Raw genomic sequence first — 16,894 nt, 5'->3', positions numbered from 1 at the left:
CTAGCGCTCCTGCTTCAACGCGCTCTCGTGCCAGCGCCGCAATATAAGATGCGAAATCAGCGACAGCACGAGGAAGATCAGAATGCCGGTGAGCGAAATCAAAAACAGCGCCGCGAACAGCCTTGGCGCATTCAGCCGGTAGCCGGCTTCGATGATGCGCGAGGCGAGCCCCGACGACTGGCCGGTGGCGCCGGCGACGAACTCGGCCACCACCGCGCCGATCAGCGACAGGCCGCCGGCAATCTTCAGCCCGCCGAGAAAATACGGCATCGCCGCCGGCAGTCTGAGATAGCGCAGCTGCTGCCAACGCGTCGCGCCATTGAGCTTGAACAGGTCGCGCAGATTGCGGTCGACGGAGTTGAGGCCGAGCGTGGTGTTGGACAGGATCGGAAAAAAGGCGACGATCCAGGCGCAGAGCAGAAGCTTGGTCGTCTGGTTGTCGACATAGATGTTGATCAGCGGAAAGATCGCCACGATCGGCGTCACCTGCAGCACGATGGCGAAGGGGAAGAACGACATCTCCACCCATTTCGACTGCGCGAACAAGACCGCCAGGCCGACGCCGCCGACAACCGCGAGGAGCAGGCTGAGGAAGGTGATGCGCAAGGTGACCAGCAGCGCGGAGAACAGCAGGCCGGCATCGTTGTAGAGCGTCCACAGCACCACGCCCGGCCGCGGCAGGATGTACTGCGGAATCTCGTTCCACACGCAGATGCGGTCCCACAGCCAGATCGCCAGGATCATGATCGCCAGCGGCAGCACCCAGCGGCCGATCCCCTCGAGCCGCTCCTGGCGCACGCGCCGCGCTTCCTCGGGGTCGAGTTTCAACGTGCCGTCAATGACCGTCATGATGCGAGCCCGCCGTTGAGTTGATGGCATTGACCAGAACGTCGGAGGCCTGCCGGCACAGGGCTGCATAATCCGGCGACGTGCGGAAAGCCTCGTCGCGCGGATAGGATGCCTCGATGGCGAGTTCGTCGAACACCCTGCCCGGCCGCGCCGCCATGACGACGACGCGGTTGGACAGAAACACGCTTTCGAACACACTGTGGGTGACGAAGACGACGGTGAAGCGCTCGTCCTGCCACAGTTCCAGCAGGTCGTTGTTGAGCTTGAAGCGAGTGATCTCGTCAAGCGCGGCGAACGGCTCGTCCATCAACAGCACGCGCGGCTTGGTCACCATGGCGCGTGCGATCGAGACACGCATCTTCATCCCGCCGGACAGCTCGCGCGGCACCGCGTCCTCGAACCCGGTGAGGTGAACCCGCGCCAGCATTTCCGTTATTGCCGGTGCGGCCTTGGCGCGAGAAATGCCTTTCAGCCTGAGCGGCAGCCAGACATTGTCGAAGACGCTGGCCCAGGGCAGCAGCGTCGGCTCCTGGAAGACGAAGCCGATATTGGCACGGTCGAGCGAGCCGCCGCCGCGCCAGTCGAGCACGCCTGACGTCGGCGTCGACAGGCCAGCAATCAGCCGCAGCGCCGTCGACTTGCCGCAACCGGACGGTCCGAGCAGGCTGAGGAAATCGCCTTCCCGGATCGTCAGATCGACATCGCTGAGTGCCGTCACGCCGTTGGAAAACACCTTGCCGACGCCACGCAGTGCCAGCAAGGTCGGAGCGACGTCCAAGGCCGGCGCTTGCGCCACCTTCTCCCTCATCATGCCGGGACCGGCCTATTTCTTCAGCTCGAGCCCGACTCCCTTGTTGACGAAGGCCAGCGTGTAGGCCTTCGTGATGTCGATGCCAGCGGGCGTGACCTTGGCCTTGACCATCTTGTCGTAAAAACTCTTGATCCGCGCATCGGTCATGGCGCCGATGCCGAGCTTCTCGGTGTCGCCGGAATCGGCAAGGCCGAACTTCTTCATCTGCTCGATCGAGAAGGCGATCTGCTCGTCGGTCATGTCAGGGTTGTCTTTCTTAATCATGTCGTTGGCGGCCTTGTTGTCGCCGTAGAGGTATTTGTACCAGCCCTTGGCCGAGCCATCGACGAAGCACTGGACCACCTCGGGCTTCTTGTCGATCGTGTCCTGCATCACCTCGATCGTGGTCGAATAGGTGTCCCAGCCATAGTCGGCGAGAAGGAACTGGTTCGGCACGAAGCCGCCTTCCTTCTTGACCGCGAACGGCTCCGAAGTGACGTAGCCCTGCTGGATCGACTTCTTGTTGGCGAGGAAAGGAGCGGTGTTGTAGGTGTAGGGCGCGCGCTTTGAAGCGTCGAAACCAAGCTCGATGACCATCCACTGGAAGAAGGTCTGCGCACCTTCATCGCCCAGAATGTACTGCTCGGCGTTCTTCAGGTCTTCCCATTTATCGAGCCCCTCGCCGGGGTGGGACATGATGACCTGTGGATCCTTCTGGAAATCCGCCGCCACAACGCGCATCGGAATGCCTTGCTGGACGGCATCGAAGGCCGATAGCAAATTGCCACCCATGTAGAAATCGATCTTGCCGGCGAGCAGCATCGGCCGGCCGCTGACTTGCGGGCCGCCCTGCATGATGGTGACATCGAGGCCGCAGGCGGCATAGGTGCCATCCGCCACGGCCTGGTAATAGCCGCCATGCTCCGGCTCGGCGAGCCAGTTGGTGCCGAAAGTGACTTTTTCATTCGCCGCCGCGCCTAGCGTGCTGGCCGCAAGCAGAGCCACGACCGCTACCGAAATCTTCTGTTTCACGTACATTAACACCGCCCTTTATTTGCACCGGCGCGTTGCGCGCCGTGCTTGACACCAAAGATTCAAGAAGCAAGACGCATGCCACCGGCGTCGCGCGCCGGGACCCGCCCGCCTGCACCACAGCCATCTGCGAAAGCCGGAAAGGTCGTGCTGCACCGAAGGGCATCGTGCCTATTTTTTGAACGCCTGTCCACAATCGCACGGGCGACATGCACCGCCATCTTGATGGCGCAATGCATCCGGCCTTAGGCTGACGGTGTCCAGGAGATTGCCATGTTCAAGTTTCTCACCCCGAAATCGATCAAGCCACCCTTTGCCCGTTACAGCCACGGCGTCGAGGTGCCGGCCGGCAAGCGGCTGGTGCTGTGCTCGGGCCAGGTCGCCATCACGGCGGACGACCAGATACCGGAAGACGCCGGCGCGCAGGCCGAACTCTGCTTCAAGAACATCGCGGCGATCCTGGGCGAAGCCGGGCTGGGGTTGCCTGATATCGTTCGCATCAACGCTTACGTCACCGACCGTGCGCATCTGCGGCCCTATATGGAGGTCCGTGACCGTATGTTCTCCAGCCCGGCGCCGGCCTCGACGCTGATGATCGTTTCCGGATTTGCCAGGCCCGAATTCAAGGTCGAGGTCGAGGCCATCGCGGCCGGGTGATCGACAGACAAGCTCTGCCGCGCTAGGTCTGCCCTGACCATTAAAGAGGTTATGACATGACCGTAGCAAAAAGACGCGTCTGGTGGGGCGACTACCGGACATCAGAATATGCCTCGATCGATCCCGAGGCGACGATAGCGGTGTTGCCGCTGGCGGCGATCGAGCAGCATGGGCCGCATCTTCCTGTGTCGACCGACACCTCGATCATGAACGGCATGCTCGACACGGTGATCGCACGCCTGCCCGAGGACCTCGACATCCGCATCCTGCCGGTCCAGGCGGTGGGCAAGTCGAATGAGCATCTGCACGCGCCGGGCACATTGACCCTGCCGGCAACGACGCTGATCGAGGCGTGGACCGAGCTTGGCCTGTCGATCGCGCGCGCCGGCGTGCGCAAGCTCATCGTCGTCAACTCGCATGGCGGCAATGAGGAGATCATGGGCATCGTCACGCGCGAACTGCGCGTGCGCGAAAAGATGCTGGCGGTGAAGACCAGCTGGCAGCGCTTTGGCCGCCCGGCCGGCATGTACACGGAGCTCGAGGACCGCCACGGCATCCATGGCGGCGATGTCGAGACCTCTTTGATGCTGCATTTCCGGCCGGATCTCGTTGACATGGGCAAGGCCGACAATTTCATTTCCAACGTTGCCAAGGCCGAGAAGGACTTCTCGCTGCTGCGCCACACCGGCACGCATGCCTTCGCCTGGATCGCTGGGGATCTCAACCCCAACGGCGTGGTCGGCGACGCCAGCATTGCAACGGCAGAGAAAGGCCGATTGACCGCGCAATATCAGGCCGACGGCTTCATCAACCTGCTGCGGGACATGCGCAAGGCAAAGCTCGCGGAGTGGCTGAAATAGCCGCCTAGATATCGATCTTGAGCGCGAACGGCGTGCCTTCGAAGGCGTCGGCCCCTCGCCCGATCGACTCGATCGCCTCAATCATGCGGCCCTTGCGCTCGAGCAGCTTGTCGGCCACCGCGATCAGTCGCGGATTGGGCGTCGCCGAAGGAGACAGCGCGCGCAACGTCTGCGCCAGTTCCAGCTCATTGCGCTTAGGCGCCAGCGCCGCGGTGATGATGTAGGCCGAAGCCGTCGAACGGCTGATGCCGGCATAGCAGTGAACCACCATCGGCCTTGCCCGGTCCCAGCGGCGCGCGAAATCGAGCAGGTTGCGCACATGCTCCTCGCCAGGCATGGTCATGCCGTCCTGCGCCACCGCAATGTCATGCATGACCAGATGCAGGTGGTTTTCCCTAGGGATCGAGGCCGGACGCACCACATCCGTCCCGGCCGCAAGCAGCGATAGCATGCGGTCGGCGCCGGTCCTGGCCACCGTTTCCTCGATCTTCGCCAGCGAGCAGACATGGATCATTGTTTCTGACCTTTCGACCGATCCTCGCGCCGCGACGCCCAATCGGCAAGCGCGGATTCGAGCCTGCGCCATTCCTCCTCGCTCCCCGGCAGGCCGGCGCGCAGGACATGCGGCCGGCCGGAGAAATGCCGGAGCAGAATGCCTCTTTCGCCAAGCGCGGAAAACAAGCCGCCGGCATCGGGGAGGCTGAGATAGCGGAACAATGTGGTGCCGCCAGCGACGCGAACGCCGAAACGGCCGAACAGCGCATCGAGGCGCGCCGACGCATCCACCAGCGACGCCCGCATCGCATCCTGCCACCCGAGATCGGCGAGCGCGCGGATGCCATATTCCAACGCCGGTCCGGCGACGGCCCACGGCCCGAACTGCGTGTCCAACCGTTCAGCCGTTGGCGCATCGGCAAGCGCGAACCCAAGCCGCAGTCCGGCCAGACCAAAGAACTTGCCGAAGGAACGCAGCACAACGATGCCGCCCTGGCCGACATCGCTGGCGAGACTATGTTCGCGCGGGCCCACATCCATGAACGCCTCGTCGACGACCAGCAGCCCGCCCTTGGCGCACAGCTTGGCGGCCAGCGCAAGCAGCCGGTCGCGCTCGATGATGCGCCCATCCGGATTGTTCGGATTGACGATGATGGCCAGGTCTGCGTCGGCCAGCGCGGCGAAATCGCCGACCTCGACCACCTCGTGCCCGGCAATCGCCGCCGCCCTTGCGTGTTCCGCATAGGTCGGCGCGAGCACCAATGCCTTGCCGGGCCGCACCAACGATGCCACGCGCGGCAGCAGGATCTGCGTACCAGGCGCCGCCACGACGTTTCCCGCGGAAGGCGCGCCGTAGGTCTTGGCTGCAATCTCTATGAGCTCGCGCCCACGCACGGCCTCCGGCAATCGCCACAGGGCGGTGGCGGGCAGGTCGAAAAGCGGGTAGGAGTGCGGATTGATACCGGTCGAGAGGTCGACGAACGGCAGCACGGCACTAGGGAAAAGCGCCCTTGCCCGGCCAAGACTTCCACCATGGTCCACCGCTCCTTCAAGAAGCTTCATGTCAGTCCTGATCGCTTTCCTGTCATTGGTTGTCGAATTCGCCCTCGGTTATCCCGACTGGCTGTTTCGCGCCATCGGCCATCCGGTGACGTGGTTCGGAAGGCTGATATCCTTTCTCGACTTGAGGCTCAACCGCGCCACTGATCCCGACGCGCTGCGTCGCCAACGTGGTGTCCAGGCGCTTCTCGTCATCGTGCTGGTGCCGGCGGCAGCAGGTCTTTGCGTGCAGCTTGTCCTGCTCTGGTTCGTCCCCTTGGGATTGATCATTGCCGTCCTTCTGGCGACATCGCTTCTGTCGCAGAAAAGCCTTTACGAACACGTCGAAGCCGTCGCCGACGCGCTCGACAGCGGAGGCCTCGACATGGGCCGAGCCGCCGTCTCGCGAATCGTTGGCCGCGATCCCGAAACGCTGGACCGCGCCGGCGTCTGCCGGGCGGCGATCGAGAGCCTGGCGGAGAATTTCTCCGACGGCATCGTCGCCCCCGCCTTCTGGACCGGTGTCGGCGGGCTGGCCGGCGGCGCCGCCTACAAGGCCGCCAACACCGCCGATTCGATGATCGGCCACCGCACCCCACGCCATGAGGCCTTCGGCTGGGCGGCGGCACGCTTCGACGATTGGATCAACCTGCCGGCATCACGGCTGACGGCGGTGCTGATTGTGCTGGCCGCTTTCCTGGTCAAGGGCACCGACCCCGGCAATGCCTGGCAGGCGGTACGGCGCGACGCGAAAAAACACCGCTCGCCCAATGCCGGCTGGCCGGAAGCGGCCATGGCCGGCGCACTTGGCCTCGCGCTCGCCGGGCCGCGCAGCTATGGCGGCGTCGTGGTCGACGACGTCTTCATGGGCGAAGGCGGACGACGCGATGTCGACAGCGGCGACATCCGGCGGGCGCTCCAACTTTATCGTGTCGCCGACTATTTGCTGATTGGCCTGTTTGGGCTGATCGCGGTGATCGCAATCCTGGTGTTCTAGAACTCGATGCCCTGCTGCGCTTTTACGCCGGCGGAAAAATGGTGTTTCGTCAGCCCCATCTCGGTGACCAGGTCCGCCGCCTCGACCAGCGCCGGCTTCGCGTTGCGACCGGTGACGACAACGTGCAGGCCCTCGCGGCGAGCCTTGAGCGCGGCAACCACCTTGTCGAGATCGAGATAATCGTAGCGCAGCGCGATGTTGAGTTCATCGAGCACGACAAGGCTGATCGAGGGGTCGCCAATCAATTCCACGGCCTTGGCCCAGGCGGCTTCGGCGGCCGCGATGTCGCGCTTCAGATCCTGCGTTTCCCAGGTGAACCCCTCGCCCATCGCATGCCAGACGACCCGGTCGCCGAAGGCGGCGAAAGCGTCCTTCTCGCCGGTGTGCCATTTGCCTTTGATGAACTGGACGACGCCGACGCGCTTGCCGTAGCCGAGCATCCGCAGTGCGAGACCGAAGGCGGCCGTGGTCTTGCCCTTGCCGGGGCCGGTGTTGACGATCAGCAACCCCTTCTCGATCGTCTTGCCCGCGACCTCGGCGTCCTGCACCGCCTTGCGCTTGGCCATCTTGGCGCGATGGCGTTCTTCATCCCGGTCTTTGGAGCCCTTGTCTTCGGTCATTTCATTTCACCTTGAGCGGTAGCCCCGCCACCATCAGGAGCACCGTATCGGCGACCGCGGCGACCCGCTGGTTGAGCCGACCGGCGTCGTCGCGAAAACGCCGCGCCAGCGCATTGTCGGGCACGATGCCTTGCCCGACCTCGTTCGACACCACGAACCACGGCCCGCGCGGCCGCGACAGAACGTCCGCCAGCCGTCGGCACGCGGCCTCGACGTCGTGATCCGCCAGCATGTGATTGGTCAGCCACAGCGTCAGGCAGTCGACAAGCACCGGCTGATCATCCGGCAACGCCTCCAGGGCTTCGGCAAGGTCGAGTGGCGCGTCGATGGTCGACCAGCCCTCGCCGCGCCGCGAGCGGTGCAGCGCGATGCGTTCATGCATCTCGTCGTCATAGGCTTGCGCCGTGGCGATATAGGCCCATGGCGAGGGCAACGCCGCCACCAGGGTTTCTGCGTGCGCGCTCTTGCCGGAGCGCGCACCACCGATGATGAAGGTCAGCTTGCCCAGATCAGGCAAAGCTGTCGCGCAGGCTGGTCGCCGTGCCGGTGAAGCGCCCGCGAACCACGCCAACGACCGCGCCGAGCACCAGCCAGAACACCAGATTTGTCACCGTCACCGCCACCACGAACTGATGGTGCAGGCCTTCCGGGATCGGTGTCTCGAAGCTGTCGGGCTGCGGCGCGCCGACAATGTGCGGCGCGACGATCAGCAAGACCGCGAGGATGGTCAACGGCAGCGATCTGCGAAACACGATCAGGCCAAGGCCGATTGCGGTTGCCGCCACCGTTGCCGACCACCAGATCTGGCGCGGCAGGAGATCGGCCGCCGGCATTGCAGGCAACTCCGGCTGCAGGCCGAGGCCAGGCGCCAGTGTGAACACTGCAAAGCCGGCCAGACCCCAGAAAACGCCCTGGCGCCAGTTGCCGACGCCGCCTGCGAATTCCGAAACCGCGACCAGGACCAATGCGAAGCCGATGCCGGTGACGATATTGGCGAGCACGCTGAAGGCGAAACGCTCTAAGCCGTCGGCCGGCGCCCAGCCTTCATCCTCCGCTACCGGAGCAGCTGCTTCCGCTGCCGGCGCGGCGGAACTCATGGCATTGCCTGCCGGAGCGGCCGTGCTCACGGCGCCGGTATCGGTTGTGGCGGGTGCCGCGCCATGGTCGTGGTGATGGCCGCCGCCGGCCTGTTCGTAGACTTCCGCTTTCAGGATCAGTGGAACGGTCGCATAGGCCTGCATGCAGGCGAGAACGACACCGGCCACGAGCCCCGCGATCGCCGCGACGAACACGACGTTGCGAAAAAGGTTCATGATGTCAGATCCCAGTTAGTGGCAGGGAAAGGCCATCGAGTGGCGATAGTCGTGGGCGGCGTTGTGGACCGCATCGATGTGTGAGAAGCCGACAAAACCAACGACGAAGATGCCGAGCAGCGCCGCGAGCGCGAGCTGCATGAAGCGCGACTGCGAGGAGACGGAGGCGCCGAGGGAGACGGTAGCAGTGGTCATTTCCAGTCCTTTCGCCCTCCACCCGAGGGCATAGAAGTCAGTCTTTTCGCCGCCGGCAGGTCTCCTGGCTCGCGGATAAGCGCCCTTCCCCACCTTCCCGAAGAAAAATCTTCAGTGGCATATGGAGAGGACTACCGCACACAGTTGCGGGGGCAGCCACGGCATTGGGCGAAACCTCGCCCGCACCGCATTCCCTCTTGGCTCCCAAAAAGGAACCGACGACGTTGGTGACTATAGGGAAATTCGCCGCGCGCGGCAAACCAAATTCCGACAGCCGCCAGCGCAGGAGCGTCGTATCGGCAAAGCCGCTCCCATCCCGTCCTGATTGACAAACTTCATGGCCGGGTGTCGGCTGGCAAGCCTCACAGGAAGCCAGCCATGCAGCCCAATGCCAGCGAGCGCGATCCTTATAACGGGCTGACCCGTACCGAGCCGACGCTGCCCTCATCGGCATATTGGGACCAGGAGAGCTATAAGCGTGATCTCGACGCCATCTGGTACAGAGACTGGCTGCTCGTCTGCCGCGAGGCCGATCTGGCGCAGCCGCTAGCCTTCCGCCGATTCCGCATCGGCACGCAGGACATCCTCGTGCTGCGCGACGACACAGGTGAGCTGCGCGCCTTCCACAACACCTGCCGCCATCGCGGCTCGCAGCTTTGCCAGGAGAGCGAGGGCCGCCTGAAAGCGCGGCTGATAACCTGCCCCTATCATGCCTGGTCCTACTCGCTGCGCGGCGACCTGGTGCGCGTGCCGTCGAAATCGCTGCCCGACAGCTTCGACAAGGCCGATCACCCGCTTTATCGCGTCGCGCTCTCGGTGTGGCGCGGCTTCGTCTTCGTCAATCTTGCTGAAGATGCCGCCGGCTCGGCGCAATCCTCCTTCGATCCCGCTTCCGGCAACCTCGGCAACTGGCCGCTCGAAACGCTGGTCTCAGGCCATATGCTGCGCAAGGTCATGAACTGCAACTGGAAGATCTTTTGGGAAAACTTCAACGAGTGCCTGCACTGTCCGGGCGTCCACAAGGATTTGTCGCGGCTGGTGCCGATCTATGGCCGCGGCCTGATGAGCCGGCATGACGATCCCGAATGGCTCCGCCACGCCGACAATGACGCGCCGGAATTTTCCGGCGGCTTGCGCGCAGGCGCCCAGACCTGGTCGCGCGACGGCCAGACGCACGGGCCGGTCTTCTCAGGGCTGAAGCCGGCGGAACGCAGCGCCGGCCAGACCTATGCCACCAGCCTGCCCTCGATGTTCATCGTCGGCCATGTCGACTATGTCAGGACCGTGCGCCTGGTGCCGCTCGGTCCCGAACAGACGGAGCTTGTCGCGGAGTGGCTGTTCGCGCCCGAGGCCCTCGCCGAGACCGATATCGACAACATCATCACCTTTGGCACACAGGTGCTGGAGGAGGACGCCGCCATCTGCGAGGTCAACCAGAAGGGCTTGCGCTCGATGCGCCACACAGCCGGCGTGCTGATGCCCGAGGAATATGATCTGCACCGCTTCCACAATTGGGTGCGCGAGCGCCATGCGGCGGTGACATGAGGGTATGTCGAGATTCAGGTCAGGCCGGCATCACCTGAATATCGACATACCTACAGGGACTTCGGCAGGTAGCGCCAGGTCATGAAGCCGCAAAACGCCGCCAGCAGGCTGAGGGTGACGAACACCGATCCCAGGCCGAAGAACGCCAGCACCACCGAATAGACCAGCGGCGGCGTCAGTTCGGAAAAATCGAGATAGGTGCGGTAGACCGCCGCCATCTGCGCCCGCTCATAGGAGCGTACCGAGCGCATGAAGGCGGTCGAACCCAGGGCGTCGAGCGCGATGGTGAAGAAGGCGCCGCACAACAGGAAGGCGCCGGTCAGCAACGGTGCTGTCGCTCCGATCGTGCCGGCGGCCAGCAGCGATGCCGACATGGCGAAATAGGCAAACGTCATGGTGCGCCGGCCGCCAAAGCGCTTTCCTGCCTTGCCCCAGAAGATAGCCATGAACAAAAGCGCGTTGCCGGCCGAGACCAGCAGGCCGCCGGCGATATCGCCCTGCCCGGTGATGACCATGAACAGCGGCCCATAGACGAAGAATGTCGTCCAGAAGCAGGAGCGGCCGAAGGCGATCAGCCAGGCGAGTCTGAGCCTCGGCTGCGCCACGAAGCGGCCGATATTGGCGAGCGGATTGGCCGGCCGCGTCTTACCCGGGCGGATCGACGGGTTGTCACCCAGCCGGTAGGTCCAGAACAGCGCCAGCAAGGCCAGGGCGAACACCGCCACCGCGCCATGCGCGGCATAGATGCCGAAATGCGCGTAAAGAAAGATGCCGAGCGTCGGCCCACAGGTCCAGGCAACCATCGACCACGCCATGCGCAGCGATTCGGCCTGCATGAAGTCGGTCTTGCGGATGTGGTCCATGATGTAGAGGTTGAGCGTGATCGACAGCGCGCTGGCGCCCATGACGCGGCACAGCATGCCGGCCAGTTGCCCGGCGAGCGTATGGGTAACGAAGAACAGCGAGCCTATGGCAAGCAGGCAGGCGCCGGCGGTGTACACCCACCGCCGCGCGAAGCGGCGGATCAGCATCGGCATGAACAGGGTCACCGACAGGCCGAGCAGCGACACGACGGTGTAGAGGATCGAGACGACCTGCTCGTTGTGCAGGATTTCGTAGGCCTGGATCGGGATGACGCTCGACACCATGGCGCGGGCGAAGGATTCGACCGCGTAGAGCGAGGCGAAGGTGCGCGCGTCCGCGGCCTTGAGGGCCGGAAGCCAGATCGGATGGCGCACATGGGTGGACATTGCTTCCCCAAACAGAATCGCGGCGCCAAATCTGGCGCGGACATTTCAGGCCCATTAAGAGGAAACCGACGCACACCCGGCAAAAAGCGAAGCCGGTCAAAGGCTTTCCCGCGCTGGCCCAAACCCGGCGGCTGGCGCGGGCTCCGCCGCGCGGTCCGGGCCAGGGCGACCGGTCTTCTTCTATCCGGTGCAACCGTGATAGTCGTCTTGGAGGGGCTGAATCAGATCACGAGACCATGAGCATCAACACGCCGACCGCACCCGTTCCGGAGCCATCGAAGCGAATCGTCGCCATCGACATCGTGCGCGGCATCGCGTTGATCGCGATGGCGAGCTACCACTTCACCTGGGACCTGGAATTCTTCGGTTACACCGACCCTGGCCTCACCGCCTTCGGTTGGTGGAAGATCTACGCCCGCTGCATCGCTTCGACCTTCCTGTTCCTGGTCGGCGTCAGCCTCTATCTCGCCCATGGCGGACAAATCCGCTGGAACGGTTTCTGGAAGCGGTTCGCCATGGTTGCAGGCGCGGCGGTCGCCATATCGGTCGTCACCCGCATCGCCACGCCCGACGGATTCATTTTCTTCGGCATCCTGCACGAGATCGCGCTGGCGAGCTTGCTTGGCCTCGCCTTCCTGCGCCTGCCGGCGCTGCTGACGCTTGTCGTCGCCGCGCTCGTCATCGCGGCGCCAGCCTACCTGCGCTTCGAGGCCCTCGATCATCCGTGGCTGTGGTGGATCGGCCTGTCGGCGATCAATCCGCGCTCCAACGACTATGTGCCGCTGTTTCCATGGTTCGGCGCCGTGCTTCTCGGCCTCGGGGCGGCGAAACTCGCTTCCGCTTCCGGTATACGGGCACGTCTGGCGAGCCGCGTGCCAGGCCGCTGGGCCAATCCTCTGGTCTTCATCGGCCGCCACAGCCTGGCCTTCTACCTGATCCACCAGCCGCTGCTGATCGGTTGCGTCTGGCTGTTCTCGCAAGTGATGCCCGCGCAGGTCGACCCCCCGCGGGTCAATTTCCTGAAAACCTGCCAGCGCTCGTGCGAGCAGATGCGCAACGCAACCTTCTGTTCGAGCTATTGCGGCTGTATGCTCGAGACTCTCGACGGTGAAGGCTCTCTTGATCGGCTCTACAACAACGACCAGACTGCGGACTTCAGGGCGCATCTGTCCGATCTTGCCGCAACGTGTACCGCCAAGACCGAGGACAAGATGACGGAGGGAGGGACGCAATGACGGAGCCGAAGCCTGGGCTGATACCGTGGCCGCCGGTGATCTACGTCGCCGCAATCGCCCTCAGCATCATCCTCGGCCTGCTCTATCCCCTGCCCTGGATCGGCGACCTGCTGGGCGACATCCTGTTCGCCGCCGGTTGGGTGGCTTTGTTCGCTGTCGCCGTCCTCTGGTTCACCGCGATCCGCACCATGATACGGGCCAGGACAACGCTCAATCCCAACGCCGTGCCCGATCATCTCGTCACGACCGGTCCCTTCGGCGTCACCCGCAATCCGATGTACCTGGCCAACACACTGATGCTGATCGGCGTTGCCTTCGTCTCGGGCATCGCCTGGTTCTTCCTGCTTGCCTTCGTCGCCGCCTTCGTCACCCAGAAGGTCGCGATCGAGCGCGAGGAAAAGATGTTGGCGGCGAAATTCGGCAAGAAATACCGCGACTACGCCAAACGCGTGCGGCGCTGGATCTGAGGTCCGGCGGGATCAGTCAGAAGCCTTGCCTGGAGCGCCTGCCGTGTCCGGAAGCAGTTTCCGGCCGACATAAAACAGCACCGGGAGCAGAAGCACGATGGCCAGGACAATGGCGGGCGCCGTCAAGGCGAAGCCGGTCGCCGAAATATATCCCTCGCGAAATGCCTGATGCAGCAGAGCCGCGGTGACCGGCAGGTTCAATGCGAGAGCGGTCGCGGTCCCCGGCATATAGCGGCGCGTGACCATTGTGACGAGGAGATGTGGAAAAGCCACGTTGAGCAGCATCGCAAGCGCATAGCCCGACAGGACGTAGGCGCCGAAACTCTCCCGTCCCTGCACGGTGGCGAGCAAAGCCGCAACGCCAGCAAGAACAACCAGCACGAACACCGCGAACCGGAATTCGTTGGCCGCGAGGGGACGGTGCCAGCGCCCCGCCTGCTCGGACCAGGCAGGCAGGAAAACCGCCTCCTCCAGATTGTGGACGGTGACAGCGGCGACAAACAGCCAAGCGAGAGTGATGAACATGACGTGATCGACCGCCGGTTCAAGCCTTCACAGTTCCTGGCGGCGAGGCATCGGAGCAACCGCACAGGTCAGGTATTGACGCCGAGCTCGACCAGCCGCTCGACGCAGGACTCTTCGGCCTGGTCGAGTTCGGCCAGCGTCTCCTCGAGGTCGCGGCGCTTCTGCCTGAGATCCTCGCGCTTTTCCTCGATGCGCTTGATCATCAGCTTGAGCTGCCCGACCTCGCCCGGCGGCTCCTTGTACATCTGGATGATCTCGCGGATCTCGTTGATCGAGAAGCCGAGCCGTTTTCCACGCATGATCTGCCGGATGAGATGGCGGTCGGAAGGGCGAAACAGACGGGTGCGGCCGCGCCGCACCGGCTGCACCAACCCCTCGTCTTCGTAGAAACGCAGCGTCCGCGTCGACACGTCGAATTCGCGGGTCAGTTCGGTAATCGAATAATATTCCCGCATTGTCACTCCATGCCGGAATTCCGGGCGATCGCCGTGCGGCGTCGCCCATCTGTCCCGAACCAAACCCTTGCCCGCCGGAATCGAACGCGGCACCCCGTACGAGCCTCGCACGGCATTTACGTAAAAGTCAATTGAGACGCTTACCGGACACCGAACCACCAGCTCGCGAGGCCGAGGAAGGCAAAGAATCCAACGACATCGGTGACCGTGGTGACGAAGACCGCCGAAGCGACCGCGGGATCGACCTTGAAGCGGTCGAGCAGCAGCGGGATCAGGATGCCGGCAAGGGCCGCCACGAACATGTTGATGATCATCGCCGCGGCGATGATGCCGCCCAGATTAGGATCGCGAAACCACGCCGCCGCGACGATGCCGATCAGGATGGCGAAGACGATGCCGTTGATGAAGCCGACGCCCATTTCGCGGCGGATGATGCGGCCGGCATTGTAGATGTCGAGATCCCTCGTCGCCAGCGCCCGCACGGTGACGGTCATGGTCTGCGACCCGGCATTGCCGCCCATGCCGGCCACGATCGGCATCAGCACGGCGAGCGCCACGATCCGCTCGATCGTGTGGTCGAACAGGCCGATCACCGATGCCGCCAGAAATGCGGTCAAGAGATTGACGAGCAGCCAGGGAACGCGCGAGCGCGAAGTCGCCAGAATGCTGTCGGAGAGTTCTTCGTCGCCGACGCCGCCCATGCGCAGCAGGTCTTCCTCCGCTTCCTGCTGAATGACGTCGACGACGTCGTCGATGGTCAGCACGCCGACCAGCCGCTCGTTCTCGTCGACCACGGCCGCCGACAAGAGATCGTATTGTTCGAATTCCCGCGCCGCCTCTTCCTGGTCCATGGTGGCCGGGATGGCGTGCCGCGTCTCATGCATGACTTCCTCGACCTTGACCGCGCGCTTGGTGCGCAGGATCTGGTCGAGATCGATGGCGCCCAACAGCTTGAAGGTCGGATCGATGACGAATATCTGGCTGAAGCGCTCGGGAAGGTTCTTGTCCTCGCGCATGTAGTCGATGGTCTGGCCGATCGTCCAGAAGGGTGGCACCGCGACGAACTCGGTCTGCATGCGCCGCCCGGCGGTCTCTTCCGGGTAGTCGAGCGAGCGGCGCAGCCTGATCCGCTCGGTGAAAGGCAGTTGCGACAGGATCTCGTCCTGGTCTTCCGGCTCGAGGTCTTCGAGGATGTAGACCGCATCGTCGGAATCGAGCTCCTGCACGGCCTGCGCGATCTGCGCATTGGGCAGATTGTCGACGATATCCATGCGGATCGCCTCGTCGACTTCGGTCAAAGCGGAGAAGTCGAAGTCGGCGCCCAGCAGATCGACCAAGGCAAGCCGTTGTTCGGGGTGCAGCGCCTCGATGAGGTCGCCAAGTTCCGACTGATGCAGGTCGTCGACTTCACGCTTGAGGGTCAGCGTGTCGCGGTCGGCGATCGCCGCACCAATCCGGGCGAGGAAGGACGAAAGGACGGCACCGTCCTCGCCATAGATGTCGGCGTGGTGCTCGTCGGCGGCCCTGGCGCCCGTCGTCCGTTCGTCCTGGCCTTCCACCAGCGCCTCCCGCCATCAGAATCCCGGAAAAGGGGCAAATCAGGTCTAGACCATGAGTCCGCAAAGTGGAAACCGGTTTTTCGGTCCGGCCTTCTAACGTACGGAAATCTCAGGCCAAACGCATGCTTGCCCGCTCACGTCGGGCTTCGCCGATGCCGTGTTGTCATGCGCGCACGGACTATCGATTTCATCAAAAGAAGGGCGCCCTTCGGCTTCCAGCGGCGCGACAGCTGATGTCGCTGGGGAAAGAGCACCCTCGCGCCATTGGGGCAGAATTGCCATGACGCAGGTCCTGGCATCGCCAGGACCCGCCAGGCCGCAACAAAAAAGCCGGAAGCCCTTGAAGATCAGGTCACGGACAGAGAACAAGGCAATCGAAGAGCGGCGCGTTCGCGTGGTCGTCGCCGAACGCAATCCGCTCGTCATATCGGCTCTGCGCGAAATGCTGGAATGCGACGGGCGGTTCGAGCTTTTGGCCTCGGTACAAAGCGGCAGTCATTTCCTGGAGCTTGCCATGGCGCAGGAGTTCGATGTCGCCGTGATCGGCTGGAAGCTCTCCGACATGGACGGCGCGGACGTCCTGGCCGAGGTCCAGGGCAGCAAGCTCAACGTTCGCATCGCCGTCTTTTCAAACGACCATGACATCGGCATCCTGAAACAGTGCGTGCGCCTGGGGGCGCAGGGCTACTGCTTCCAGTTCGACGATCCCGCCATCATCTTCGACACGATCCTGGCGGTCGCGCACGGCCGCATCTGCATTCCCTATATCGACATCAACAAGGTCAACGACACGCCTCTGTCTCGACTGACCGTGCGCGAGCGTGAACTGCTGGCGGTGCTGTCCGACGGCTGGACCAATTTGCAGATCGCGACCCGGACCGGCATCTCCGAGAATACGGTGAAATATCACCTCAAGAATCTCTACGACAAGCTGGATGTCCGCAACCGCGCCATGGCGGTAGCGCTCTATTCGAGCGAGAAGCGCCGAAGCCCCAAGTCACCTATCGGGTAG

20 protein-coding genes and 1 riboswitch are annotated in these 16,894 nt (G+C 63.7%); of the genes, 7 read left to right on the top strand and 13 right to left on the bottom strand.

Annotated elements, in window-relative coordinates:
• The 3 genes from EN850_RS24080 to EN850_RS24070 are packed head-to-tail and all read right to left on the bottom strand — an operon-like array spanning position 1 to position 2,677.
• Positions 1-849 (bottom strand): ABC transporter permease, encoded by an 849-nt coding sequence (locus EN850_RS24080; protein ID WP_136092408.1) that lies wholly within the window; start codon positions 847-849, stop codon positions 1-3.
• On the bottom strand, positions 836-1,660 hold the full coding sequence (locus EN850_RS24075) for an ABC transporter ATP-binding protein (RefSeq protein WP_135866627.1): 825 nt from the start codon (positions 1,658-1,660) through the stop codon (positions 836-838). The genes EN850_RS24080 and EN850_RS24075 overlap by 14 nt, the downstream gene beginning before the upstream one ends.
• A 12-nt stretch (positions 1,661-1,672) precedes the next feature.
• Complete coding sequence (locus EN850_RS24070; protein WP_135866625.1) at positions 1,673-2,677, bottom strand: ABC transporter substrate-binding protein; 1,005 nt, start codon at positions 2,675-2,677, stop codon at positions 1,673-1,675.
• A gap of 267 nt (positions 2,678-2,944) precedes the next feature.
• On the opposite strand from EN850_RS24070, the gene EN850_RS24065 reads away from it, so the two are divergent.
• Together EN850_RS24065 and EN850_RS24060 are read left to right on the top strand one after the other, a co-directional pair.
• A complete protein-coding gene (locus EN850_RS24065; RefSeq protein WP_135866623.1) occupies positions 2,945-3,328 on the top strand; it encodes a RidA family protein in 384 nt (127 codons plus the stop codon).
• Between the two features lie 56 nt (positions 3,329-3,384).
• Positions 3,385-4,188 (top strand): creatininase family protein, encoded by an 804-nt coding sequence (locus EN850_RS24060; RefSeq protein WP_135866621.1) that lies wholly within the window; start codon positions 3,385-3,387, stop codon positions 4,186-4,188.
• A 4-nt stretch (positions 4,189-4,192) separates the two neighbouring features.
• Here EN850_RS24060 and EN850_RS24055 read toward each other — a convergent pair whose 3' ends face one another.
• Positions 4,193-4,702, bottom strand: a complete 510-nt coding sequence (locus EN850_RS24055) for a tyrosine phosphatase family protein (RefSeq protein WP_135866619.1) — start codon at positions 4,700-4,702, stop codon at positions 4,193-4,195.
• Positions 4,699-5,745 carry a threonine-phosphate decarboxylase CobD gene (gene cobD / locus EN850_RS24050; RefSeq protein WP_135866617.1) on the bottom strand — a complete coding sequence of 349 codons (1,047 nt, stop codon included), beginning with the start codon at positions 5,743-5,745 and terminating at the stop codon, positions 4,699-4,701. The genes EN850_RS24055 and cobD overlap by 4 nt, the downstream gene beginning before the upstream one ends.
• Between cobD and cbiB the strand changes: the two genes are divergently transcribed.
• On the top strand, positions 5,744-6,718 hold the full coding sequence (gene cbiB / locus EN850_RS24045; RefSeq protein WP_135866615.1) for an adenosylcobinamide-phosphate synthase CbiB: 975 nt from the start codon (positions 5,744-5,746) through the stop codon (positions 6,716-6,718). The two genes, cobD and cbiB, sit on opposite strands and share 2 nt — an antisense overlap.
• On the opposite strand, the gene cobO is transcribed toward cbiB, so the two are convergent.
• Genes cobO through EN850_RS24025 form a run of 4 tightly spaced genes read right to left on the bottom strand, consistent with a single transcriptional unit; the run spans position 6,715 to position 8,846 of the window.
• Positions 6,715-7,338: a cob(I)yrinic acid a,c-diamide adenosyltransferase gene (cobO, locus tag EN850_RS24040; protein WP_127871562.1), complete on the bottom strand. Its 624-nt coding sequence runs from the start codon at positions 7,336-7,338 to the stop codon at positions 6,715-6,717. The two genes, cbiB and cobO, sit on opposite strands and share 4 nt — an antisense overlap.
• A gap of 1 nt (position 7,339) precedes the next feature.
• Entirely contained in the window at positions 7,340-7,855 is a 516-nt protein-coding gene (cobU, locus tag EN850_RS24035; protein WP_136092407.1) for a bifunctional adenosylcobinamide kinase/adenosylcobinamide-phosphate guanylyltransferase, read from the bottom strand.
• Entirely contained in the window at positions 7,848-8,651 is an 804-nt protein-coding gene (locus EN850_RS24030; RefSeq protein ID WP_136092406.1) for a CbtA family protein, read from the bottom strand. The genes cobU and EN850_RS24030 overlap by 8 nt, the downstream gene beginning before the upstream one ends.
• Positions 8,652-8,666: 15 nt before the next feature.
• Positions 8,667-8,846, bottom strand: a complete 180-nt coding sequence (locus EN850_RS24025; RefSeq protein ID WP_127280551.1) for a CbtB domain-containing protein — start codon at positions 8,844-8,846, stop codon at positions 8,667-8,669.
• 36 nt (positions 8,847-8,882) lie between these two features.
• Positions 8,883-9,081: riboswitch (cobalamin riboswitch) on the bottom strand.
• A gap of 143 nt (positions 9,082-9,224) precedes the next feature.
• Here EN850_RS24025 and EN850_RS24020 point away from each other — a divergent pair.
• Positions 9,225-10,391, top strand: coding sequence for an aromatic ring-hydroxylating dioxygenase subunit alpha (locus EN850_RS24020; protein ID WP_136092405.1), 1,167 nt, complete (start codon positions 9,225-9,227; stop codon positions 10,389-10,391).
• A gap of 50 nt (positions 10,392-10,441) precedes the next feature.
• Here EN850_RS24020 and EN850_RS24015 read toward each other — a convergent pair whose 3' ends face one another.
• Entirely contained in the window at positions 10,442-11,641 is a 1,200-nt protein-coding gene (locus EN850_RS24015) for an MFS transporter (protein WP_136092404.1), read from the bottom strand.
• Between the two features lie 236 nt (positions 11,642-11,877).
• Here EN850_RS24015 and EN850_RS24010 point away from each other — a divergent pair, with 236 nt between their 5' ends.
• The gene (locus EN850_RS24010; RefSeq protein ID WP_135931932.1) at positions 11,878-12,876 is read left to right on the top strand and encodes a DUF1624 domain-containing protein; all 999 of its coding nucleotides are present in this window, start codon (positions 11,878-11,880) and stop codon (positions 12,874-12,876) included.
• Entirely contained in the window at positions 12,873-13,343 is a 471-nt protein-coding gene (locus EN850_RS24005; RefSeq protein ID WP_127280835.1) for an isoprenylcysteine carboxylmethyltransferase family protein, read from the top strand. Before EN850_RS24010 ends, EN850_RS24005 begins: the two co-directional genes overlap by 4 nt.
• Positions 13,344-13,355: 12 nt before the next feature.
• Here the strand turns inward: EN850_RS24005 and EN850_RS24000 are convergent, their stop codons facing one another.
• The 3 genes from EN850_RS24000 to mgtE all read right to left on the bottom strand — a co-directional run bounded on the left by EN850_RS24000 (position 13,356) and on the right by mgtE (position 15,882).
• A complete protein-coding gene (locus EN850_RS24000) occupies positions 13,356-13,868 on the bottom strand; it encodes an HXXEE domain-containing protein (protein WP_127280836.1) in 513 nt (170 codons plus the stop codon).
• A gap of 68 nt (positions 13,869-13,936) precedes the next feature.
• On the bottom strand, positions 13,937-14,323 hold the full coding sequence (locus EN850_RS23995; RefSeq protein WP_006203215.1) for a MerR family DNA-binding transcriptional regulator: 387 nt from the start codon (positions 14,321-14,323) through the stop codon (positions 13,937-13,939).
• Positions 14,324-14,463: 140 nt separating this feature from the next.
• The gene (gene mgtE / locus EN850_RS23990; protein ID WP_136092403.1) at positions 14,464-15,882 is read right to left on the bottom strand and encodes a magnesium transporter; all 1,419 of its coding nucleotides are present in this window, start codon (positions 15,880-15,882) and stop codon (positions 14,464-14,466) included.
• 340 nt (positions 15,883-16,222) lie between these two features.
• On the opposite strand from mgtE, the gene EN850_RS23985 reads away from it, so the two are divergent.
• Positions 16,223-16,894: a response regulator transcription factor gene (locus EN850_RS23985; protein ID WP_136092402.1), complete on the top strand. Its 672-nt coding sequence runs from the start codon at positions 16,223-16,225 to the stop codon at positions 16,892-16,894.

The organism is Mesorhizobium sp. M8A.F.Ca.ET.207.01.1.1 (assembly GCF_004794715.1).
Lineage (GTDB): Bacteria > Pseudomonadota > Alphaproteobacteria > Rhizobiales > Rhizobiaceae > Mesorhizobium.
Note: the sequence above shows the minus strand (reverse complement) of the source record. Positions and strands in the feature narration are given on the sequence as shown.